This is a genomic window from Telluria sp. ZT3P39, assembly GCF_059685935.1.
On record NZ_JCASIH010000031.1, the window covers coordinates 1 to 21,639 of the forward strand.

At 63.9% G+C, this 21,639-nt stretch carries 19 protein-coding genes and 2 pseudogenes; 10 read left to right on the forward strand and 11 right to left on the reverse strand.

The window, feature by feature from the left end; all coding sequences use genetic code 11:
- Positions 1-487: transposase (locus AC56LR_RS19720; RefSeq protein ID WP_497132895.1), on the forward strand; the 487-nt coding region annotated here is incomplete at its 5' end.
- A gap of 45 nt (positions 488-532) precedes the next feature.
- On the opposite strand, the gene AC56LR_RS19725 is transcribed toward AC56LR_RS19720, so the two are convergent.
- Entirely contained in the window at positions 533-2,353 is a 1,821-nt protein-coding gene (locus tag AC56LR_RS19725; protein ID WP_497132897.1) for a M61 family metallopeptidase, read from the reverse strand.
- Positions 2,354-2,458: 105 nt separating this feature from the next.
- Positions 2,459-3,253: a PhzF family phenazine biosynthesis protein gene (locus tag AC56LR_RS19730; protein ID WP_497132899.1), complete on the reverse strand. Its 795-nt coding sequence runs from the start codon at positions 3,251-3,253 to the stop codon at positions 2,459-2,461.
- Positions 3,254-3,352: 99 nt separating this feature from the next.
- Between AC56LR_RS19730 and AC56LR_RS19735 the strand changes: the two genes are divergently transcribed.
- Entirely contained in the window at positions 3,353-6,535 is a 3,183-nt protein-coding gene (locus AC56LR_RS19735; protein WP_497132960.1) for an error-prone DNA polymerase, read from the forward strand.
- Positions 6,536-6,553: 18 nt separating this feature from the next.
- Here the strand turns inward: AC56LR_RS19735 and AC56LR_RS19740 are convergent, their stop codons facing one another.
- Genes AC56LR_RS19740 through AC56LR_RS19750 form a run of 3 tightly spaced genes read right to left on the reverse strand, consistent with a single transcriptional unit; the run spans position 6,554 to position 8,647 of the window.
- Positions 6,554-7,204, reverse strand: a complete 651-nt coding sequence (locus AC56LR_RS19740; RefSeq protein ID WP_497132901.1) for a PAAR domain-containing protein — start codon at positions 7,202-7,204, stop codon at positions 6,554-6,556.
- A 19-nt stretch (positions 7,205-7,223) separates the two neighbouring features.
- A complete protein-coding gene (locus tag AC56LR_RS19745) occupies positions 7,224-7,898 on the reverse strand; it encodes a hypothetical protein (protein WP_497132902.1) in 675 nt (224 codons plus the stop codon).
- The gene (locus tag AC56LR_RS19750) at positions 7,895-8,647 is read right to left on the reverse strand and encodes a type VI secretion system amidase effector protein Tae4 (protein ID WP_497132904.1); all 753 of its coding nucleotides are present in this window, start codon (positions 8,645-8,647) and stop codon (positions 7,895-7,897) included. The genes AC56LR_RS19745 and AC56LR_RS19750 overlap by 4 nt, the downstream gene beginning before the upstream one ends.
- Before the next feature lie 192 nt (positions 8,648-8,839).
- Here AC56LR_RS19750 and AC56LR_RS19755 point away from each other — a divergent pair.
- A pseudogene (locus tag AC56LR_RS19755) lies at positions 8,840-9,250 on the forward strand (gluconokinase); the annotation flags it as partial.
- 96 nt (positions 9,251-9,346) lie between these two features.
- Positions 9,347-9,721, forward strand: a complete 375-nt coding sequence (locus tag AC56LR_RS19760) for a COG4315 family predicted lipoprotein (protein WP_497132906.1) — start codon at positions 9,347-9,349, stop codon at positions 9,719-9,721.
- Positions 9,722-9,840: 119 nt separating this feature from the next.
- Here the strand turns inward: AC56LR_RS19760 and AC56LR_RS19765 are convergent, their stop codons facing one another.
- Together AC56LR_RS19765 and AC56LR_RS19770 are read right to left on the reverse strand one after the other, a co-directional pair.
- Positions 9,841-12,108: a penicillin-binding protein 1A gene (locus AC56LR_RS19765; protein ID WP_497132908.1), complete on the reverse strand. Its 2,268-nt coding sequence runs from the start codon at positions 12,106-12,108 to the stop codon at positions 9,841-9,843.
- A 149-nt stretch (positions 12,109-12,257) separates the two neighbouring features.
- Positions 12,258-12,389, reverse strand: a pseudogene (locus tag AC56LR_RS19770) (methyl-accepting chemotaxis protein); the annotation flags it as partial.
- Positions 12,390-12,609: 220 nt separating this feature from the next.
- Between AC56LR_RS19770 and pyrG the strand changes: the two are divergent.
- From pyrG to AC56LR_RS19795, 5 genes are all read left to right on the forward strand, one after another.
- On the forward strand, positions 12,610-14,307 hold the full coding sequence (gene pyrG, locus AC56LR_RS19775) for a CTP synthase (RefSeq protein ID WP_497132910.1): 1,698 nt from the start codon (positions 12,610-12,612) through the stop codon (positions 14,305-14,307).
- Positions 14,304-15,158, forward strand: coding sequence for a 3-deoxy-8-phosphooctulonate synthase (gene kdsA / locus AC56LR_RS19780; RefSeq protein ID WP_497132912.1), 855 nt, complete (start codon positions 14,304-14,306; stop codon positions 15,156-15,158). Before pyrG ends, kdsA begins: the two co-directional genes overlap by 4 nt.
- Positions 15,159-15,246: 88 nt before the next feature.
- Positions 15,247-16,530, forward strand: a complete 1,284-nt coding sequence (gene eno / locus AC56LR_RS19785) for a phosphopyruvate hydratase (RefSeq protein ID WP_497132914.1) — start codon at positions 15,247-15,249, stop codon at positions 16,528-16,530.
- Between the two features lie 50 nt (positions 16,531-16,580).
- Positions 16,581-16,922 (forward strand): cell division protein FtsB, encoded by a 342-nt coding sequence (ftsB, locus tag AC56LR_RS19790; RefSeq protein WP_497132916.1) that lies wholly within the window; start codon positions 16,581-16,583, stop codon positions 16,920-16,922.
- A gap of 23 nt (positions 16,923-16,945) precedes the next feature.
- Positions 16,946-17,215 carry a helix-turn-helix domain-containing protein gene (locus AC56LR_RS19795; protein WP_497132918.1) on the forward strand — a complete coding sequence of 90 codons (270 nt, stop codon included), beginning with the start codon at positions 16,946-16,948 and terminating at the stop codon, positions 17,213-17,215.
- 87 nt (positions 17,216-17,302) lie between these two features.
- Here the strand turns inward: AC56LR_RS19795 and AC56LR_RS19800 are convergent, their stop codons facing one another.
- From AC56LR_RS19800 to AC56LR_RS19815, 4 genes are all read right to left on the reverse strand, one after another.
- Complete coding sequence (locus AC56LR_RS19800; protein ID WP_497132920.1) at positions 17,303-17,809, reverse strand: Dps family protein; 507 nt, start codon at positions 17,807-17,809, stop codon at positions 17,303-17,305.
- A gap of 349 nt (positions 17,810-18,158) precedes the next feature.
- Positions 18,159-18,776 (reverse strand): DVUA0089 family protein, encoded by a 618-nt coding sequence (locus tag AC56LR_RS19805; protein ID WP_497132921.1) that lies wholly within the window; start codon positions 18,774-18,776, stop codon positions 18,159-18,161.
- Between the two features lie 251 nt (positions 18,777-19,027).
- Positions 19,028-19,978: an Hsp33 family molecular chaperone HslO gene (hslO, locus tag AC56LR_RS19810; RefSeq protein WP_497132923.1), complete on the reverse strand. Its 951-nt coding sequence runs from the start codon at positions 19,976-19,978 to the stop codon at positions 19,028-19,030.
- Between the two features lie 19 nt (positions 19,979-19,997).
- Positions 19,998-20,522, reverse strand: coding sequence for a gamma carbonic anhydrase family protein (locus AC56LR_RS19815; RefSeq protein ID WP_497132925.1), 525 nt, complete (start codon positions 20,520-20,522; stop codon positions 19,998-20,000).
- A gap of 168 nt (positions 20,523-20,690) precedes the next feature.
- On the opposite strand from AC56LR_RS19815, the gene AC56LR_RS19820 reads away from it, so the two are divergent.
- Positions 20,691-21,584, forward strand: a complete 894-nt coding sequence (locus AC56LR_RS19820; RefSeq protein ID WP_497132927.1) for an alpha/beta fold hydrolase — start codon at positions 20,691-20,693, stop codon at positions 21,582-21,584.
- Positions 21,585-21,639: the final 55 nt, after the last annotated feature.

Consider the following 21,639-nt stretch of genomic DNA (forward strand, 5'->3'; position numbering starts at 1 on the left):
CGATGGCGAAATCAGGAAGCTGGAAAAAGACATCGAGGACCACATCGACCGGCATCCTGGCCTCAAGCGCGATGCTGCTCTCATTACCAGCATTCCGGGAATTGGTCCGACTACGGTCGCTCGCATTCTGGGACACCTGGGCGACATCCGACGCTTCAAAAATGCGAAAGCACTAGCCGCATTTCTTGGCGTGACACCGAAGCACCATACGTCGGGCACTTCGGTCAAAGGAAGGTCGGTAGTTTGCCGTACAGGCAGTACTTCGCTACGAGCAGCACTCTTCATGCCCAGCATGGTGGCGTGCCGCTTCAATCCGATCCTTAACAAATTTGCAGACCGCTTGCTGACAACTGGCCTGCCGATGAAGGCCGTCATTTGCGCTGTCATGCACAAATTGACTCATCTGATTTACGGGGTGATCCGAACTGGCAAGCCATTTGACGCAAATTACCTGTCGAAAGGGCTTCCCATTCAAGACGGTATCTGACCCCGATTTTGGGTGTGGCGAAGTACCGATATCGGTACCAGCACCTCAAGGCTTCTTGGCCACTTCTTCCTTCGGCCATGCTACGCCGAGCCACGCCGCATTCATTGCCTGCTGCGCGGCAGTTGCCTTGTCCAGGGACTTGATCTTGGCCTTGCCTTTCGGCTGCAGCACGGGCGCGAGCGGCATCTGCAGCAGCGCGTCGCGGCGGAACAGGTGCAGCTTGAACTGGCCGCCTTTCGAGAGCGACATCTTGTCGCCGATGTCCTTGGCGGACACGCGCAGGCCGTTCACCGCCACCAGGGTGTCGCCGGCCACCACGCCGGCCTTCCATGCCGGGCCGTCGCGCTCGACGACGGTGACCACGGCCGAGTCGCTGCCTTCGCGCAGGGTCCAGCCGGCCCACCATTCGGTTTTTTGCTCCTGATCCTTCGGCACGTCGATGAGCTTCTGCATCCCGACCTGGGCCAGCAGCGACTCGAGCGGAATCTCGGCGGTACCGTCCACGTACCGGCTCCACCAGCCGCTCCAATCCTGGCCGCTCACCGCGCGCAGCGCAGCCTGCACGTTCGCGATGTCATAGCCGCCCTGGGCGGTCGAGTGCTTGTCGAACAGGATGCGGTGCACGTCTTCCAGGCCTTTTTTGCCGCCGGTCTGGCGGCGCAGTTCGATGTCCATCATCAGCGCCAGCAGCTGGCCCTTCGAATAGATGTTGACCGAGGCGTTGCGCGCACGCTCGCCGCCGACCGCGATCCATTCGTCGAAGCTGGCGTCGGCCGCGCTTTGCTGGAAGCGGCCCGGCTGGTGCTGGTAGTCGTCGACCAGCTTCGCGTACTCCTCCATGAATTCGTCGCGCTTCTCCAGGCCGGCGCGCAGCACGATCAGCTCTTCGAAGTACGAGGTATGGCCTTCGGCGATCCACAGCAGGCGGTTGTAGTTCTCGTTCTGGTAATCGTAGGGCACCATCTCTTTCGGACGGTAAGCCTTGACGTTCCAGGTGTGATAGAACTCGTGCGCCGCGACGCGCACGAAGTCGAGGTATTGCTTGCGCGGCGCGAAGGTCCAGCGCGGTTTCTGGATGACGGTGGAATTGGCGTGCTCGGTGGCGCCGCCGGCGCCGTCGGTGGCGTGGACGATGAACAAATAGCGCTGGAACGGATACTTGCCGCCGTAGAGCTTCGCGGTCTCCGCGACGATCTTCTTCAGGTCCGTCATCATCTGCTTGCCGTCGTGGTTGCCCTGGCCCCAGAGCGCCAGCTCGATGGTGCGGCCGTCCACCTTCTCGGTGTAGAACTCGTGGATGCCGGTTTCGATCGGTGCGTCGATCAGCACGTCGTAGTTCGGTGCAACGAAGCAGTGGCCGCAGGCCCCGCTATCCATGCCCGAGCGCGACTGCCAGCCCTGCGGCACGTCCAGCTTGACCTTGACCGGCTCCTTGCGGAAGGGCGCGGCGTAGACGAATACGCCGCTGGCATCGAGGTAGGCGTGGGTGTCGTCGATGTGGCGGGTGCGTTCGCCCAGGGTGTTGGCATACAGCTCGTACTGCACGGTGACCGCGTCGCCTGGTTTGGTCGCCACCTGCCAGGTGCCCTTGTCGGTCTTGGTCACGGGCAGCGGCTCGCCCTTGGCATTGAAGGCCTTGAACATGCGCACGCCATTGGCCAGGTTCAGGATGTTATAGCGGCCGGTGCGCCAGTTGGGCATTTGCACGTCCAGCGTGGCGCCGGGCGTCGCCGGGAAGCTGGCGCGCACCTCGGCCAGGTGCTGGGCCGCGTCGGTGATGCGCAGCTGGTAGTCGACATCGGCGCGCGCGGTGGCAGAGGCGCCGAGCAAAAGCAGGGGGAGGGCGTAGGCAAGTAGTTTTTTCATGTCCGCGGTATGAAGTGGCTCGATAAGAGTGCGCGGAAGTGTATACCAGCTTGCCTCCTGCGGACAGCACCGGCTGGCCTGTATGGACAGGGGCCGGGGCGCGAGTCAGCGTCGGCCCCACGCTTCGGCAATGGTGGCAGCTTCGGCCCGGCCGCCAACCAGGATCGCGCCGTCCTCCACCCGCGTGTTGATGACACAGGGCTGGCCGGTGGCACGGCCCTGCCGCAGCATGATGCCGTGTCCGAGCAGGGCGGTCAGTGCGCCTGCCGCCACGCCGGTGGCGCTGTCTTCCAGCCGTGGATCGAGATGGTTGAAGTTGCGGCCCTCGTGGCGTCCATCGGGCAGGCGGCACCAGGCATAGATGCCGTTCACGCCACTCTCCTTGCCCCAGGCGGTGATGGCTTCCAGCTCGGGGCGCAGGGCGTGGAGTATCGCGGCATCCGCCACCTCGACCAGCAGCTTGGGACTGCCGACCGAGGCAACGCGCGGCGCCGACACCGGCGCGAAGCCGGGCGCCGCCAGCAGGCGCTCCAGCAGGCCGGGCGCGAGCTGCGGCTGCCTGACTTCCTGCGGCTGCAGGCGCACGAAATAGTCCGCACCGTCACGCACCAGCACCAAGTGCTGGCCGCGCATCGCGGTCGTCACCGCGAGCGTGCGTGCATCGGGATGGCGCCCGAACAGCACATGGGCCACCGCCAGCGTCGCGTGCAGGCAGAGCGGACTGCGCATGTGCGGATAATAAAAATCGACCACGTCGCCATTGAGGAAGACGCAGGTAGTGTTGCGCGATTGCGCCAGGGCGCGCCGCGCTGCTTCATCCGCGGCATCGCCCTCGATCACCAGGGCCGGATTGCCGCCGCCCGGGGCTTCGCCAAAACACTTCAATGCGCGCACTTGCATGACTTTTCCTTGTTGCAGGGGCCGGCTCGGTTATACTGTGTTTTTATACAGTATTATCAGTTTATCCAGCATTGTAGCCTGCTCGATGACCGCATGCCGATGACCGATCTGTTTTCACCGCCGCCCCAGGCTTTGCCAACCTATGCAGAGCTGTTCTGCCTGTCGAACTTCTCCTTCCTGGAAGGGGCCTCGCATGCGGAAGAACTGGTGGCGCGGGCGGTGAAGCTCGATTATTTTGCGCTGGCGCTGACCGACGAATGCTCGCTGGCCGGCGTGGTGCGGGCCCACGCCGAAGCGAAAAAGGCCGGGCTGCCCCTGGTGATCGGCGCCCACTTCCACCTGACGAATGCGGACGGCAGCCCGGCGCTGTCGCTGGTGCTGCTGGCGAAGAACCGCAACGGCTACGGCAATCTGGCGGAGTTCATCACGTTGGGCCGCACGCGCAGCGAGAAGGGCACTTACTTCCTCACGCCCGCCGACCTGGCCGATCCGGCGCCCGCCTACGCGCAGCTGAAGCACCTGCCCGACTGCCTGGCGGTCCTGCTGCCCCAGTATCCGGGACACGAAGCCGAGGACGTCGACCGCCTGCACGCGCAGGCCGCATGGATGGCGACCACCTTCCCGGGGCGTGCCTGGCTGGGCCTCACGCTGCTGCACCGCGCCTTCGACGAGGCGCACCGCATGACGGTGGAGGAGGTGGGCTGGCAGCATGGCCTGCCGATCACGGCGCTCGGACACGTGGTGATGCACGTGCGCTCGCGCAAGCCCCTGCAGGACACGCTCACCGCCACCCGCCTGAAAAAGCCGGTGACCGAATGCGGCTACGGCCTGGCGCAGAACGCCGAGCAGCACCTGCGCTCGCGCCTGCGCCTGTCGAACATCCATTCGCGCGAGGCGCTGGACGAAACGGTGCGCATCGCGCGCCTGTGCACCTTCTCGCTGGAGGAGCTGCGCTACGAATACCCGGACGAAGTGGTCCCGCCCGGGCATAACGCCAGCAGCTTCCTGCGCGAGGAAACCTATATCGGCGCGCACCGGCGCTTCCGCGACGGCATCCCGGCCAAGGTGCAGGCCCAGATCGAGCACGAGCTCACGCTGATCGCCGAGATGCGTTACGAGCACTACTTCCTGACCGTCTATGACATCGTGCGCTTCGCCCGCTCGCAGCATATCCTCTGCCAGGGACGCGGCTCGGCCGCCAACTCGGCGGTGTGCTACTGCCTCGGCATCACCGAAGTCGACCCGGCCCGCGCCAGCCTGCTGTTCGAGCGCTTCATCTCGAAGGAGCGCAACGAGCCGCCCGACATCGACGTCGACTTCGAGCACCAGCGCCGCGAAGAAGTCATCCAGTACATCTACAACAAATACGGGCGCGACCGGGCCGCGCTGGCGGCGGTGGTGATCAGCTACCGCCCGAAAAGCGCGCTGCGCGACAGCGGGCGCGCGCTCGGCATCGATCTCGCCATCGTCGAGAAGGTGGCCAAGACCCACCACTGGTTCGACGGCCGCGCGGATTTGCTGGCGCGCCTGGCCGAAGCCGGCCTGGACCCGGAATCGCGCCTGGCGCAGCAATGGGCGACGCTGGCCGACAAGCTGCTGAACTTCCCGCGCCACCTGTCGCAGCACCCGGGCGGCTTCGTCATCGCGCGCGGCAAGCTCTCGCGCCTGGTGCCAATCGAGAACGCGACCATGCCCGATCGCAGCGTGATCCAGTGGGACAAGAACGACCTGGAAGAACTCGGCCTGATGAAAGTCGACGTGCTGGCGCTGGGCATGCTGTCGATGCTGCGCCGTGGGCTGGAACTGGTCGGGCAGCGCCACGGCAACCTGTTCGAGATGCAGGACATCCCGGCCGATGACACCGCCACCTACGACATGATCTGCGCGGCCGACACCGTGGGCGTGTTCCAGATCGAATCGCGCGCGCAAATGAGCATGCTGCCGCGCATGCGCCCGCGCCGCTTCTACGACCTGGTGATCGAAGTGGCGGTGGTGCGCCCCGGCCCGATCCAGGGCGGCATGGTCCATCCCTACCTGCGGCGGCGCCAGGGTTTCGAGAAGGTGGTCTACCCCAGCCCCGAGATGAAAGTGGCGCTCGAGCGCACGCTGGGCGTGCCGATCTTCCAGGAACAGGTGATGCAGGTCGCGATCCTGGGCGCCGGCTTCACGCCGGGCGAGGCCGACCAGCTGCGCCGTGCGATGGCGGCCTGGAAGCGCAAGGGCGGGCTCGAACAGTATTACGAACGCATCGTGCACGGCATGCTGGAGCGCGGCTATACGCTCGAATTCGCCGAGGCGATCTTCAGCCAGATCCAGGGCTTCGGCGAGTATGGCTTTCCCGAATCGCACGCGGCCAGTTTCGCGCTGCTGGCCTACGCCAGCTCCTGGCTCAAGTGCCACGAACCAGCGGCTTTCCTGTGCGCGCTGCTCAACAGCCAGCCGATGGGTTTCTACAGCCCCTCGCAGCTGGTGCAGGACGCGCGCCGCCACGGCATCGAGGTGCGCCCGGCGGACGTCGCCATCAGCGGATGGGACTCGGTATTGGAAGAATTCGATTCCAGAGATCGCAGCCGCCAGCCGGCGGTGCGCCTGGGGCTTTCGCTACAGCGCGGGTTGAAGCAGGACGTCGCCGCCCGCATCGAGGACGCGCGTGCGATCCGGCCTTTCGAGAGCGTGGCCGACCTGGCGCGGCGCGCGCACCTCGACCGGGGCGATCTGCAGGTGCTGGCAGGCGCCAACGCGCTGCAATCGCTGGCCGGGCACCGGCGCGAAGCCTTGTGGCAGGCGGTGGGCGCGGTGCCCGACAAGGATTTGCTGCGCCCGACCACGCCACTCGAAGAAGCGCCGGTGCTGGCCGCGCCATCCGAAGCCGACGAGATCGTCGGCGATTACCGCGCACAGGGCCTGACCCTGGGCCGCCACCCGCTGGCGCTGCTGCGCGAGCAGCTGCTGGCCAAGCGCTTCCTGCCGGCTTCCACGTTGATGGACTTCCAGGACGGCCAGCTGGCCCGCGCCTGCGGCCTGGTCACGGTGCGCCAGCGCCCCGGCACGGCCAAGGGCGTGCTGTTCATGACGCTGGAAGACGAGACCGGGAACATCAACGTCATCATCTGGCCGGCCCTGGTGGAACAGCAGCGGCGCGAGGTGCTGGGTGCGCCGTTATTGGGCGTGTACGGGATCTGGCAGAAGCAGGGCGAGGTGCGCCACCTGGTGGCCAAGCGGCTGGTGGACATGTCGCATCTGCTGGGGAAGCTGAGGTCGCAGAGCCGGGATTTCTGCTGATGCTTAGGCACGGCAATATCAAAAGAGCAAACCGATTTCAAGGGTCTTGTTCTTGAACACGTTCATCAACCTGGCTGATCCATCCGCTCCTACGACAACTTGAAGTTGAATGGTTTGGCTACCCGTAATAACTTCTGATCCATCATCGTTTTTTATGACAATGTCTGCCGTCTCGCCTGGCGCGTAATTTTCGGTTTCAACGTGGAGGTTCAGGTCCACGTAATATCGCGAAGCTCTTTCAAGCGGTAATGCATCAGGGCCGTATGTCCAGAAGATCCGCTTGATCGACTTGGCTCCGGTGGCAACGCTACCCGCTGGAGCAACAGCAGAGGAGCTTATGGCAGGCTTCTCGGCCGCCGGTGTGTCGGATTTAGTTGAACGCGCCTTGCCCGCAGTCCCACCGCCAAACTCCACGATGTCGCTGAACTGGCTGGCTATCAAGCTCGCGCCGCATGCCGTCTTCATGCCGGCGACAGCCACTCCTTTGCCATAGAACGTTGTGGTCAGAACCCCTTCGATGATCGGGAAAACACCTTTGCACTTTGGGCACATTACTTTGTGCCCCACGTAAGAGATGGGCTTGCCGTGACAGATATCCGCCAGCGATCCTTCCAATACGGTCCCGCCATGGCTCGTTCGGTCACCCTGCCGTATGATTTCTCCTGCCACTTTGCATCCTCCGTAATGCTCACATTTCCTTAAAAGGGTCGTCTGGCCCTTTCAGGCACTGCAGCATTGCAGCGCCGGTACTGAGTTTGGTGATGCGTACCAGATCCGGCGTCGTACACACGGTGTCCATCGTTGGCAGGGCAAACGTTTTTTGTATCCTGCCATCCCTTCCCAGCATCGTGCCCTGGCCGCCCACAAGGATACTGTCCTGGCAGTCCGGCTCACTGCAATACGACACGCAATCCGTACAGGCGAAAGCATGCTCGTCTTTGAAAGGCTGGCAGTGATCGAAGCGTGCTGCAGCAATAATCACGAGGCGTCCCGTCTCAAAATATCCGCAAGGTGCGGGCTTCCTGTTTGAACCTTTGCTACTGGAATAAAAACGACCGATGCCGAGGTGTACGCTGGGGTAGTCGAAGTCGCCTGTGTGCTTAATGCCTGGGATTACAAGCTTGCCATCCCGGTCGACTGCCACAAGCTCGCGGGGGGCGGCAATCAGGATCGTGGTCATGCCATATTGGTTCACTCGAAGGTTTTTGATGAAACTGGGCTTTACCCGTCGGGCATCCCCTTTTCCTGCAAAGCATTTCGCCGACCATTCTTCATTCAGGTTGGTAGGGGGGCAGGAGTCTGTCGACAGTGCAGGCGATGAATACGCGATCAACACCAGTGCTATCACTAATTTTCCTGTCATTTAAGCTCCCAGAACTTCACCGCCACGACCTGGATCAGAATTTTCGTCCCGTCTGGCCGTTCCTTCAGACTAGTCAGCCAAAAATAGTACAAGTTGCTTTCTGGATCGTCGTGTGTGTCCGCGTAGGCTAATTTTCTTGTAGTTCCGTTCCAAAGGGTGAAGTGCCCGGACGCGTCACCCCAGCCGGACACTTCAAACACGACAATCCCCTTTCGGTTCATCAGCTTTGAGTCAAGCCAGGACTTGGCAACTCGTACACGCTCTTTGTACAGGTTCCCCATCGCGCCCATATCTCCCATCAAAGTCGGAGGGATAAGGGGAAGACGCAATTCCTCGTCTGCGCCTTTGAACTGCTTGCCAAGATGCGGCTTCAGATCCGAAACGCGTATCCAATATAGGTAGCCGTCTGCGCCTTGAATGCTGCCGCCAACACTGGGTGACGGTCCCAATTTCAGTCCGCTGCGATTCAGGGCATAGGACATACGAACAGCACATGTATTCTGATAGGCCGCGGTCTTGTAGAGGCCGACAAATCGTCCGCCAATCATTTGGTCGTACAGGACAGGTGTCGCAATGTCCACTGCTGGGTAATGCTTTTCCATGTCGGCCCATGACGGTCGTCGCGCCTCGATTCTTGCGGCGACCGCGCCGGAGCTTGCTGTGATCGCCAATTTCCCTTCTCCCTGAAATGCACACGAAAATAAACGCTTGAAAAAAATTGCTAACACGCGCAACTGTCGGGCCGGCATCAAGTCTTAACGCAATGCGCGTGCTCGCAAGCAACGTCAACGATAGCAGTTTCAATTCGGTAAAAAGACGGAGAACTATAGACACGCATCAAGCTATCTGCTTATTAATGACAGTCCTGCATCCTGGTTCTACGCCCGGCTCATCTATTGGCACGAACTGGCGCAGGTGCTTGAAGCACGTTTCATCGAGGTGACCGTTTTCATCCGCCTGAGAACGTGGCGAAGATGTCGGCCGGCGTGCCGCTGACCGATGCGGACCGGCAGGGATGGCTGCAGGCGCTGCCGGCGGAGATCGAACGCGCATGGGAATCGGGTGCGGAGGTGGTGCTAGCATGCTCCGCGCTGAAGCGCATCTACCGCGACGACCTGCGCGGTAACTGCGGCATGGTTCGCTTTGTCCACCTGCATGGCGAACGCGAGCTAATCGCACAGCGGATGGCTGCACGCGCCGGCCACTTCATGCCGCTGTCGCTGCTCGACAGCCAGTTGCGCGACCTGGAGCCGCTGCCGCCGGGTCAGGACAGCATTACGCTCGACGTGCGCGACCCGCCGCCCAGGCTGGTAGAGCAGGCAATCGCCAGCATGAAGCAAAAATATTTATAGAAACCAGCCCGTCGCTGCATGCGCTGCGCTCGTTGTCGCAAACGCTCAATCCTGGCCTATACTGAACATGCACAGTTCATTTTCCGGGAGCTTGCCATGAAAGCGATTCACCCCCTGCTTGCGGCGCTGGGCGCTGCGCTCCTGCTGGCCGCCGGCGACGCCATCGCGCAGCCCGTCAACGTGGCCGATGGCATCCTGGTCAACGGCGCGGGCATGACCATTTACACCTATGACAAGGATATTGCCGGCTCCGGCAAGAGCAGCTGCAATGACCAGTGCGCGAAGATGTGGCCGCCGGTGCCGCTCACGGTGGAGCGGATCGAATCACCGTACTTCATCGTCACGCGCGACGACGGCAGCAAACAGCTGGGCTACAAGGGCAAGCCGCTCTACCTGTTTGCGAAGGATGCCAAGCCGGGCGAGCGCAAGGGGGACAAGATGAAGGGTGTCTGGCACGTGGTGGCCAACTGAGGTTCAGGAATCGCCGCGAGGCGCAACCGGGAAAATTACGCGGGTTGGCAGGGCGGGCAACGAAGCCCGCCGCCGGTGCATGCTACCACTGGCCGCAAGTCTTCCCCCTCCGCCTTCGCTCAGGTCGATGGCTCGGCCACCGGCGCTGCGCTCGTCTCCTCGACCGACTGCTCCTGCCCGGCAAACTCCGCATACATCCAGTCGTCCCCCGCACGCACCACGCCTTCGGGCGCTACCGGCGCGCGCTCCGGCACCTTGGCCAGCGCCACGCGCATGTAATCGATCCAGACCGGCAGCGCCAGCGTGGAGCCGAACTCGCGGCCGCCCAGCGAGCGCGGTTCGTCGTAGCCCATCCAGGCGACGGCGACGACGTTGCCGCCATAGCCGGCAAACCAGCCGTCGATGGCATTGCTGGTGGTGCCGGTCTTGCCGGCGAGGTCGCTGCGCTGGAGCTGGCGCGAGGCCTGCGCGCCGGTGCCGACGCGCGCCACGTCGCGCAGCATGCTGTCGGCCAGGAAGGCGTTGCGGGCATCGAGCACGCGCGCGCCGTCCTGGCGCGGGCGCGGCCGTGGCGCCTCGAATACCACCTTGCCGTCGCGGTCCTGGATCGTGGTGATCAGGAGCGGTTCGACGCGATAGCCGCCGTTGGCGATCACGGCATAAGCGCCGGCCAGCTGCACCGGCGTCACCGCCCCCGTGCCGAGGGCCAGGGTCAGGTTCGATGGATGGCGGGCCATGTCGAAGCCGAAGCGGGCCAGGTGGCTGCGCGTGTCGCTCATGTCGAGCGAGCGCAGCATGCGCACCGTGGCCACGTTGCGCGAATGCGTGAGCGCATGGCGCACCGTGATCATCCCCTGGTACAAACCATCGTCGTTGCGCGGCGACCAGTTGGCGTAGGCCTTGTCGCTCGACAGGTCGAGCGGCTCGTCGAGGATGGCCGTGCCGGGGAAGAAGCCCTGTTCCAGCCCTGCCGAATAAACGAAAGGCTTGATGCTCGACCCAGGCTGGCGCCAGGCCTGGGTGACGTGGTTGAGCTTTTGCAGCTGGTAGTCGAAGCCGCCGACCAGCGCGCGGTAGGCGCCCGTCTGGGCGTCGAGTGCCACGAAGGCCGAGGCGACCTGCGGCACCTGGCTGATCGACCATGTTCCCTTGCCGGCGCCGCTGATGCGCACGATGGCGCCCGGCGCCAGGCGCAGCGGCGCCTTCGCGCCGGCCGACAGGGCAGGGGCGGCGAAGGCCAGGCCTGCACCGGTGATCTCGATGGTGTCGCCGTCGCGGGTAGCCACGCGCACGCGCCTGGGCGAGGCGGCCAGCACCACGGCCGGCGCGAAGCCCGCGATCGTGGGACGGCCTTGCAGGGCCGTGGCGACGGCTTCCTCGCGGCCTTCGCTTCCGGCGGGGAGCGCCACCCGCGCTTCGGGACCGCGATACCCGTGCCGCCTGTCGTAGGCGATGGCATTGCGCCGCACGGCCTCATAGGCCGCGCTTTGCTCCGCCGCGATGATGGTCGTCGTGACGCTGTAGCCGCGCTCGTACGCCGCCTGGCCGAAACGGGCATAGGCGGCCTGGCGCGCGATTTCCGCGACATACTCCGCCCCTGCGCCGGGGCCGCCGCCGTCCTGCCGCACGCTCAGCGGCTCGGCCAGGGCGCGCCGGTATTGCGCTTCGGTGATGTGCTTCAGCTCGAACATGCGCCGCAGCACGGTGTGCTGGCGCTGCTGCGCACGTTCCGGGTTGGCGACCGGGTTGTGGCGCGAGGGATTTTGCGGCAGCCCGGCCAGCATCGCGGTCTCGGCCAGGCTCAAGGCATCGAGCGGCTTGCCGAAATAGGTGCGCGCCGCGCTCGAAAAGCCGTAGGAGCGCTGGCCCAGGTAGATCTGGTTCATGTAGACCTCGAGGATCTGGTCCTTGCTCAGCGCCTGCTCGATCTTGTAGGCGAGGGCGGCTTCGGTCAGTTTGCGCGGGAGGGTCTTGTCGCGCGACAGGAAGAAGTTGCGCGCCACCTGCATGGTGATGGTCGAGCCGCCCTGGCGGTAGCCCCCGCCCAGGCTGGCCAGGTTGGCCTTGGCCGCGCCCAGCGCGCGGATCCAGTCGATGCCGCCGTGCTCGTAGAAGCGCGCGTCCTCGATGGACAGCACGGCCGCCTTCATCAAGGAAGGGATCTTCGCGATCGGCACGAAGTCGCGCCGCTCGGCGCCGAATTCGCCGATCAACACCTTGTCGGCCGAGTACACGCGCAGCGGGATCTTGGGGCGGTAGTCGGTCACCGCGCCGATGTCCGGCACTTCGTCCAGGATGCCGGCAGAGGCGGGCGTGCCGGCGGCGGGCAGCAGCAGGGCAAGCAGGGCGAGGCGAGGAAGAAGGCGGGGACGGCGGGATGTGGTCATATTCATACGGTCGAGTCGATCGGAAGCGCGTTGCACTCGCAACGCGCTGCGAATAGTACTGCCGTATCGAGGCGGGCGCATCCGGAACACGAAAGGTCGCGCCGGCTGCCTCGGCGGGGCTCGGGAGGCGGTACCAACAGCCCACAAAAAAGCGCCAGGATATTGGTCTGGAAGGCGATGCCGTCGATGACGCCGATGTTGTCGACGATCTTGCGCGAGGAATCGTTGATCGAGCCCATGGTCGCGATGACCTGGCCGACCGCGTCGCCGGCCTCCACGGCTGCGCGGAGGAGCCGATTGACAACGGCGGACGCTCAGGTTTCCGTATTTTCCTGTTCTTCACGTGCCGCCGCCGCTTCGCGCAGGCGCCGGCTGCGGGCATAGCAAAGTTGCTATACATAAACTATGTTGGACTCAAGCAGGCATGGTGGCCAGAAGTATTTGCGCCTTTTAAGGTATAATTTCTATTTCCCGCGTGTGCCGTTCGGCACCTTCAGCACAATGACCAAATTTGTATTCGTCACTGGCGGCGTCGTGTCTTCCCTGGGCAAAGGGATTGCGGCCGCCTCTCTCGCCGCGATCCTCGAATCGCGCGGCCTCAAAGTCACCATGCTCAAGCTCGACCCGTATATCAACGTGGATCCGGGCACCATGAGTCCAACCCAGCACGGCGAAGTCTTCGTCACCGACGACGGCGCCGAGACCGACCTGGACCTGGGCCACTACGAGCGCTTCATCAGCACCCGCATGAAGAAGGTGAACAATTTCACCACCGGCCAGATCTACGAATCCGTGATCCGCAAGGAACGCCGTGGCGAATACCTAGGCAAGACCGTGCAGGTGATCCCGCACATCACCAACGAGATCCAGGATTACATCCGCCGCGGCGCCGAAGGCGTGGACGTGGCGCTGGTCGAAATCGGCGGCACCGTCGGCGACATCGAGTCGCTGCCGTTCCTGGAAGCCGCGCGCCAGCTGTCGCTGCGTTCGGGCCGCAAGGGCGCCGCTTTTGTCCACCTGACGCTGGTGCCGTGGATCGCCTCCGCTGGCGAGCTCAAGACCAAGCCTACCCAGCACTCGGTGCAGAAGCTGCGCGAGATCGGCATTTCGCCGAACGCACTGCTGTGCCGCGCCGACCGCCGCATCCCGGACGACGAGCGCGCCAAGATCTCGCTGTTCGCCAACGTCGAAGAGCAGGCCGTGATTTCGGTCTGGGACGTGGACACCATCTACAAGGTGCCGCAGGTCCTGCACGACCAGGGCCTGGACGACATCATCCTCGAAGCCCTCGGCCTGGAAGCGCCGAAAGCCGACCTGTCGGTGTGGACCAAGCTGATTCACACGCTCGAGAATCCGAAGCACGAAGTCACCATCGGCATGGTGGGCAAGTACGTCGACCTGATCGAATCGTACAAGTCGCTGACCGAGGCGCTGCGCCACGCCGGCATCCATACCGAAAGCCGCGTCAACATCGAATACCTCGATTCGGAAGAAATCGAAAGCAAGGGCTGCGAGCACCTGGCCAAGTACGACGCCATCCTGGTCCCGGGCGGCTTCGGCAAGCGCGGCGTGGAAGGCAAGATCATGGCTGCCCGCTACGCCCGTGAAAACAAGATCCCTTACCTGGGCATCTGCCTGGGCATGCAGGTCGCGCTGATCGAATACGCGCGCCACATGGCCGGCTTCCCGAACGCGAACTCCACCGAGTTCGACCAGGACACCGACCAGCCGGTCGTCGCCCTGATCAACGAGTGGCAGAACCACGACGGCAAGGTCGAGCGCCGCGACGAGAATTCCGACCTGGGCGGCACCATGCGCCTGGGCGCGCAGACCTGCGCGGTGAATCCGGGCACGCTGGCCGCCGAGATCTACGGCAACGTCGTCACCGAGCGCCACCGTCACCGCTACGAAGGCAACAACTACTACCTGCCGAAGGTGGAAGCGGCGGGCCTGATCGTGTCGGCGCGCACCCCGAACGAAGACCTGCTCGAGATCATGGAACTGCCGCGCGAAGGCGACAACGCGCACCCGTGGTACATGGGCGTGCAGTTCCACCCCGAGTTCAAGTCGACCCCGCGTAACGGCCACCCGCTGTTCACGTCCTTCATCCGCGCCGCGCTGGCGCACCAGGCGGCCAACACCAACGTCGCCGCCAATGTTCAAACCAGTGCGCCTGCACTGCAAGGAGACGCAGCATGAAACTCGCCGGATTCGACGTCGGTCTCGACAAGCCAATCTTCCTGATCGCCGGTACCTGCGTGATCGAATCGCGCCAGATGGCGATGGACACCGCCGGCACGCTCAAGGAAATCGCAAGCAGCCTGGGCATCCCCTTCATCTACAAATCGTCCTTCGACAAGGCCAACCGCTCGTCGGGCGCCTCGTTCCGGGGCCCCGGCATCGACAAAGGCCTGGAGATCCTGGCCGACGTGCGCCGCGAGATCGGCGTGCCGGTGCTGACCGACGTGCACGACGAAGAGATGATCCCGCATGTCGCGAGCGTCGTCGACGTGCTGCAGACCCCGGCCTTCCTGTGCCGCCAGACCGATTTCATCAACGCCTGCGCGCGTTCGGGCAAACCGGTGAACATCAAGAAGGGCCAGTTCCTGGCCCCGGGCGACATGAAGAACGTGATCGACAAGGCACGCGCCGCCGCACGCGAAGCGGGCCTGCCTGAAGATAACTTCATGGCCTGCGAGCGCGGCGCCTCGTTTGGGTACAACAACCTGGTCTCGGACATGCGGAGCCTGGCCATCATGCGCGAATCGAACTGCCCGGTGGTGTTCGATGCGACCCACTCGGTGCAGCTGCCGGGCGGCCAGGGCACCTCGTCGGGCGGCCAGCGCGAGCACATCCCGGTGCTGTCGCGCGCGGCGGTTGCCGCCGGCATCGCCGGCCTGTTCATGGAAACCCATCCGGATCCGTCCAAGGCCATGTCGGACGGCCCGAACGCGGTACCGCTGGGACGCATGAAGGAGCTGCTCACGACGCTGGTCGAGATCGACCGCATCGTCAAGAAGGCCGGCTTCCTCGAAGCGGACTTCAAGTAACAGCTTCATCCGCGCGCGCCCGGCGGCTGGGCGCGCGCCGCAGTGTGACCTGACTACCGAATTCTTACCCTTCCGGAGACTGTAAAACATGAGTGCTATCGTTGATATTATCGGCCGCGAAATCATTGACTCGCGCGGCAATCCGACCGTGGAATGCGACGTCCTGCTGGAATCGGGCGTGATGGGCCGTGCCGCCGTGCCCTCGGGCGCCTCGACCGGTTCGCGCGAAGCGATCGAGCTGCGCGACGGCGACCCGAAGCGCTACTTCGGCAAGGGCGTGCTGCAGGCCTGCGAAAATATCAACACCGAGATCTCCGAAGCGATCATGGGCCTGGACGCCAATGAACAGGCCTTCCTGGACCGCACCCTGATCGATCTCGACGGCACCGAAAACAAGAGCCGCCTGGGCGCCAACGCCATGCTGGCCGTCTCGATGGCCGTGGCCAAGGCCGCCGCCGAAGAAGCCGGCCTGCCGCTGTACCGCTATTTCGGCGGTTCGGGCGCGATGCAGATGCCGGTGCCGATGATGAACGTCATCAACGGCGGCGCGCACGCGGACAACAACCTGGACATCCAGGAATTCATGATCATCCCGGTCGGCGCGCCAAGCTTCAAGGAAGCGATCCGCTGGGGCGCCGAGGTGTTCCACACCCTGAAAAAGATCCTGCATTCCAAGGGCCTGTCCACCGCGGTCGGCGACGAAGGCGGCTTTGCTCCTTCGGTAGCGAACCATGAAGAAGCGATCAAGCTGATCATGCAGGCGATCGAGCAGGCCGGCTACGAAGCCGGTTCGCAGATCGCGCTGGGCCTGGATTGCGCGGCCAGCGAATTCCACAAGGACGGCAAGTACGTGCTCGAGGGCGAAGGCCTGTCGCTCACCGCGACCGACTTCACCAACATGCTGGCCACCTGGTGCGACAAGTACCCGATCATTTCGATCGAAGACGCGATGGCCGAAGGCGATTGGGACGGCTGGGCGGTGCTCACCGCGGCACTGGGCAAGCGCGTGCAGCTGGTGGGCGACGACCTGTTCGTCACCAACACCAGGATCCTGAAAGAGGGCATCCAGAAGGGCATCGCCAACTCGATCCTCATCAAGATCAACCAGATCGGCACCCTGACCGAGACCTTCGCCGCCATCGAGATGGCCAAGCGCGCCGGCTACACCGCCGTGATCTCGCACCGCTCGGGCGAGACCGAAGACTCGACCATCGCCGACATCGCGGTGGGCCTGAACGCCCTGCAGATCAAGACCGGCTCGATGTCGCGTTCGGACCGCATGGCCAAGTACAACCAGCTGCTGCGCATCGAGGAAGACCTGGGCGACGTTGCCAGCTACCCGGGCCGCGACGCGTTCTACAACCTGACGTAAGGCCACTGGCCGGGCGGCCCCCCTGCGACTGCCTGGCCTTTTTTACGCCCATGCGACTCATCACCATTGCGCTCGCCGCCCTGCTGCTGCTGATCCAGTACCCTTTGTGGCTGGGGAAGGGCGGCTGGCTGTCGGTTGCCGACATGCGCGGCCAGGTCGAGGCGACCCGGCTCAAGACCGACCAGCTCAAGGCGCGCAACGCCAAGCTCGATTCGGAAGTACGCGACCTGCGCGAAGGCCTGGGCGCGGTCGAGGAGCGTGCCCGCCAGGACCTGGGCATGATCAAGCAGAATGAAATTTTCGTGCAGGTGCTGCGCAAGGACGAGCAGCCGGCGGTCTCGATGACCGTGCCGCCGCCACCGCCTGCGCCAAAAGACAAGACGAAGCGCTGAACGCGCCTCGAGAGGAATTGCGCATGACCGAACCAATCAACCCGTCCGAACTCGATTCGCTCGACGCGATCGCCGACTGCCTGGCCGACGCCTTCGAAGACGGCGAGGGCAGCATCATTGCTGCCGCCATGCAGGCCGTGGCGCTGGCGCCCGGCCTGGGCGAACTCGCCGCCGCGGTGGGCATGTCGCGCGAGGCGCTGCAGGCTGCGCTTGCAGCTACAGAGTTCAACCTCGACCTGACCCTCGAGATCATGAAAGTGGTCGACCTGCACATGTCCGGCGGGCGCGCCTGAGGCGGCCCGGCCCGGTTCAAACCCGGCGCCCCCGGACTCCCGGGGCGCTGCAGCTGAGTCCTCAGCTGCTCTCCTGCTGCTTCCCGCTCAATCCGACGACGCGTCGCCCTGCTTCGCGCCCGCACCCTGCTCGAGGAAGGAGCGCAGCATCCATGCGTTTTTCTCGTGCACTTCCATGCGGGTGGTGAGCATGTCGGCGGTCGGGAAGTCGTCGATCTCGTCGGCGACCTTCACGCCGGCGCGCAGCGTGCGGGTGATGATTTCGTTGCCATCCACGAGCTGGCGGATCATTTCCTTGGACGACAGGACTTCGGGTTCTTCGGTAATGTTCGACAGCTCGGCATAGCGCTTGTAGGTCGCCGGCGCGAAATGGCCCAGCGCGCGGATGCGCTCGGCGATATCGTCCAGCGCATTCCACTGCTCGGTGTACTGCTCTTCGAACATCACATGCAGCGCCGAGAACATCGGGCCGGTCACGTTCCAGTGAAAATTATGCGTCTTCAGGTAGAGCATGTAGGCGTCCGCGAGCACGGTCGACAGCGATGAGACGATCTTGGCGCGGTCTTCGGTATTGATGCCTGTATCCATATGCATGACAAATTCTCCCAGTGGTCAAAGGCGGCAGCGTCGTAACGATTACGCAACGCTGTCAAAGATGCATCAGCTTAGCACCGGCGCGAATTTCGTGCGGCACGCTGCTCCGGTTCAACCCCGGGGCGTGGAAAACGCGCGCGCAGGGAAGCGCTCGGGCTGCATGAAAACGGCGCAGCCTACATGGCGCCGCTGCGCGACAAGAGCTGGGACAACGAGGCGCTGGTGGTGTACGAGTTCGCCGAAGCAATGGTGGCAGGCCTGCAGTAAGCCGGCGCGGGCAGCGCTGGCGCGCGGGGAGCGGAGGAGCAGGCGCCGGGGCGGCTGGCCGCGCCCGGCGTGACCGGCAAGCTTATGCCGATGGCTGTTGTTTGCGGCGCGAGGCGCCCAGGCCCGCCAAACCGGCGCCCAGCAGCAGGAGAGAAGCCGGCTCGGGCACATCGGCAACAGGCACGCCCACTTGCGCGACCTGCGACAGAGTGCCGTCGGTGGCGCTCATCGTCAGGCGCCAGGCGCCGAAGTTCTCGGTGCCGACGTAGGTGTCGAACGGCATGTTACGCTCGAAGCCCTGCAGGGCTTCGTGTTCAAAATAGGTACCGCGGCCAATCGTGACCATGTAGGTGCCGGCCTGGCTGAAGGTCCAGCGCTGCGCCGCGTCGAAGTGCTTCGTCGAGCCGTCGCCGAAGGTGCTGTCGGAATCGTCTGCGTAGAACAGGCTCTTGCCGGCGGCGTCGAAGACCATCAGGTAACTGTCGAAGGCTGTGATCTTGCCATCGCCGTTCAGGTCCGCGTTCCTGGATTCCCATGCCAGCGAATCGAAGAATACCTGGGTGCCGGCAGTAACCTTAAACATGACCTGGGAAATCTTCAGATCGTTGGCCTTGCCATCGCCATCGGCATCGATATTGAAAATCTGTCCGTTGATCACGGCCGCACCAGCGACCGACGAGATGGCCATACCGGCCGACAAAAACAGTCCTGCAACAAGCTTGCGCATTTCAGCCTTAGAGTGGTTCAAATAATAAGGCTTACAGCAAGAATCATGCCAAATCGTAAATGTTAATGTTAATCAATGACTTGAGGAAAATTGTTTCGCGCGGAATGTGTTCTTGTAAAGAAATTCGACATGCTCCCGCAGCGAGATTGTTCACGGAACGTGTTTAAAGCACGTAAATATGGCTCAATTCGCTACGGGGTGTGTTTGATCCCGGCAGGCAGACCTTAGTTGATGCTGCCGCTCGGCGGCAACATGGTTTCGACCGGGATGTCGCTGGCAAACAGCTGGGCGCAGTCCACTTTGTCGAAGGAATAGTGCTTGCCGCAGAAATCGCAGTTGATGCCCAGTTCGCCCAGGTCGGCGAGTGCGGAATCCACCTCCGGCTGGCCCAGCATCTTGAGCATGTTGCCGACCTTCTCGCGCGTGCAGCTGCAATGGAATTGCGGGTGCTGCGGCTCGAAGACGCGGATGGTCTCTTCCCAGAACAGGCGCTTGAGCAGGACTTCGATGCCGGTGCTGAGCAGCTCTTCGCGTTTCAGGGTCTGGCCCAGCATGACGGCGCGGTTCCAGGTTTCCAGGTCTTCGGCTTCGGACGCCTGCTTTTGCTGGTCGTCCTTGCCGCTGTGGCGCGGCAGCTTTTGCAGCAGCAGGCCGCGCGAGACCTTGTCGTCGGCCGCCAGCCACAGGCGCGTGTCCATCTGCTCGGAACGCAGCATGTAGTTTTCGATGACGGTCGCCATGTCCTCGCCGTCGATCGGCACGATGCCCTGGTAAGGCTGCTGGCCCGGCATCTTGTCGGCCGGGTCGAGCGTGATGACAAAGCGGCCCTTGCCGTGCGCATTGAACATCTGGGTGAGGCTGGCGTCGTCCGCGATCTCGGCGTCAGGCGCCAGTTTGGCGGTGGCGCGGATGCGCAGCTCGGCGTCGCATTCGACCACCAGCAGGCGCACCGGCCCGTCGCCGTGGATCTGCATCACGATCGCGCCATTGAACTTGAGGTTGGCCGAGAGCAGGGCGCTGGCCGCCACCATCTCGCCCAGCACCGTGCGCACGGCCTTCGGGTAGGCGTGGCGGGCCTGCACCTCGCGCCAGGTGTCGGAAATCTCGATCAGCTCGCCGCGCACGGCAGCGTTATCGAAGATGAATTTTTGCAGGGTGTCGCGAGGGTCAGTCATAGCGTCAGTCGTCATTCTTTTATCCGATTTTCTTGAGCTGCGCCTTGAACAGCTGGCCGCGCGCCACATAGCTCGCGGCGCTGGCCTGCAGGCGCAGCAGGTCTTCTTCCGTCAGGGTGCGTACCACCTTGGCTGGGGAGCCGAGGATCAGCGAGTGGTCGGGAAATTCCTTCCCCTCGGTGACCAGGGCGCCGGCGCCCACCAGGCAGCCCTTGCCGATCCGGGCGCCATTGAGGATCACCGCCTGGATGCCGATCAGCGAACCGTCGCCGACCGTGCAGCCATGCAGCATGGCCTGGTGGCCGACCGTCACGTTCTTGCCCAGGGTAAGCGGGAAGCCCATGTCGGTATGCATCACCGTGCCTTCCTGCACGTTGCTGTTTTCGCCGATGGTGATGCGTTCGTTGTCGCCGCGCAGCGTGGCGCCGTACCACACCGAGGCGTTGGCCTCGAGCGTGACCTTGCCGATGAGGGTTGCCGAATCGGCCACGAAGCTTGAGGCGTCGATCTCGGGCGCAATCTCGCCCAGCTGGTAAATCGCCATGGATGTGCTCGCGGAGGGTTGAAATGCCGCTATTGTAAACCTTGCGCCCGCCATCGTCCGGTCGAGGACAAATGGGGCCGGGCAACGCGAAATCAAGCACGGCGGTAGGCGGGGCGCTATAATGCGAACGGTCGTACTTTTTTATTGCACTTACCGCTCCGAGGCCCCATGCAACCCTCCCGTTCCGAATTCCTCACCGTGCGCGGCCTGCGCACCCACGTCCGCCACTGGGGCCGCGAAGGAGCGCCCAGGATCTTCATGCAGCACGGCTGGATGGACGTCGCCGCCTCATTCCAGTTCGTGGTCGATTGCTTGACAAGGGACTGGCATGTGATCGCTTTCGACTGGCGCGGTTTCGGTCTGAGCGAGCGCTCGCACGCCGGCACCTACTGGTTCCCCGACTACCTGGCCGATCTCGAAGCGGTGTTAGAGCACTACGCGCCGGGCGAGGCGGTCAACCTGGTCGGCCACAGCATGGGCGGCAACGTCGCCAGCCTGTATGCGGGCGTGCGCCCGCAGCGCATCGCCAAACTGGTCAATCTGGAAGGCTTCGGCCTGCCCGACTCGCGCCCGTCCCAAGCGCCGGGACGCTTTGCGCGGTGGCTCGACGAACTGCGCGAGAAACCGGACATGCGCGGCTATCCCAGCCTGGAGGCAGTCGCGGCTCGGCTGCAGAAGACCAATCCGCGCCTGCCGGGGGAGCGCGCGGCCTTCCTGGCCGGTCACTGGTCGGCGCTCGACGATGACGGCCAGTGGCGCATCCTGGGCGACCCGGCCCACAAGATGACCGGCCCGCTGCTCTACCACGCCGAGGAAGTGCTGGCCTGCTGGACCCAGATCACCGCGCCCGTGCTGTGGGTCGAGGCGGAAGACACCGACATGTGGCGCTGGATGGGGCCGAAGGACCAGGCGCGCGCGGAGGTCGACCGCCGCCGCGGGCACCTCAGGCAGGTCACGGCGCGCATGATGCCGGGGGCGGGGCATATGCTGCATCATGACCAGCCGGAACTGCTGGCGGGGATGATCGAGGCGTTCTTGAATGGGGATGAGGTTCCGGGCTGAGCGTGGCATACCAGGACCGTTGTAAGCACCCCTCAGCACGTACACCGATAATTGC

Bases quoted from the DNA above. Each gene is read 5' to 3' on its own strand.
- AC56LR_RS19725 (WP_497132897.1), bottom strand. From the start codon at position 2,353: ATGAAAAAACTACTTGCCTACGCCCTCCCCCTGCTTTTGCTCGGCGCC.
- AC56LR_RS19730 (WP_497132899.1), bottom strand. From the start codon at position 3,253: ATGCAAGTGCGCGCATTGAAGTGTTTTGGCGAAGCCCCGGGCGGCGGC.
- AC56LR_RS19735 (WP_497132960.1), top strand. From the start codon at position 3,353: ATGACCGATCTGTTTTCACCGCCGCCCCAGGCTTTGCCAACCTATGCA.
- AC56LR_RS19745 (WP_497132902.1), bottom strand. From the start codon at position 7,898: ATGACAGGAAAATTAGTGATAGCACTGGTGTTGATCGCGTATTCATCG.
- AC56LR_RS19750 (WP_497132904.1), bottom strand. From the start codon at position 8,647: ATGCCGGCCCGACAGTTGCGCGTGTTAGCAATTTTTTTCAAGCGTTTA.
- AC56LR_RS19760 (WP_497132906.1), top strand. From the start codon at position 9,347: ATGAAAGCGATTCACCCCCTGCTTGCGGCGCTGGGCGCTGCGCTCCTG.
- AC56LR_RS19765 (WP_497132908.1), bottom strand. From the start codon at position 12,108: ATGACCACATCCCGCCGTCCCCGCCTTCTTCCTCGCCTCGCCCTGCTT.
- pyrG (WP_497132910.1), top strand. From the start codon at position 12,610: ATGACCAAATTTGTATTCGTCACTGGCGGCGTCGTGTCTTCCCTGGGC.
- kdsA (WP_497132912.1), top strand. From the start codon at position 14,304: ATGAAACTCGCCGGATTCGACGTCGGTCTCGACAAGCCAATCTTCCTG.
- eno (WP_497132914.1), top strand. From the start codon at position 15,247: ATGAGTGCTATCGTTGATATTATCGGCCGCGAAATCATTGACTCGCGC.
- ftsB (WP_497132916.1), top strand. From the start codon at position 16,581: ATGCGACTCATCACCATTGCGCTCGCCGCCCTGCTGCTGCTGATCCAG.
- AC56LR_RS19795 (WP_497132918.1), top strand. From the start codon at position 16,946: ATGACCGAACCAATCAACCCGTCCGAACTCGATTCGCTCGACGCGATC.
- AC56LR_RS19800 (WP_497132920.1), bottom strand. From the start codon at position 17,809: ATGCATATGGATACAGGCATCAATACCGAAGACCGCGCCAAGATCGTC.
- hslO (WP_497132923.1), bottom strand. From the start codon at position 19,978: ATGACTGACCCTCGCGACACCCTGCAAAAATTCATCTTCGATAACGCT.
- AC56LR_RS19815 (WP_497132925.1), bottom strand. From the start codon at position 20,522: ATGGCGATTTACCAGCTGGGCGAGATTGCGCCCGAGATCGACGCCTCA.
- AC56LR_RS19820 (WP_497132927.1), top strand. From the start codon at position 20,691: ATGCAACCCTCCCGTTCCGAATTCCTCACCGTGCGCGGCCTGCGCACC.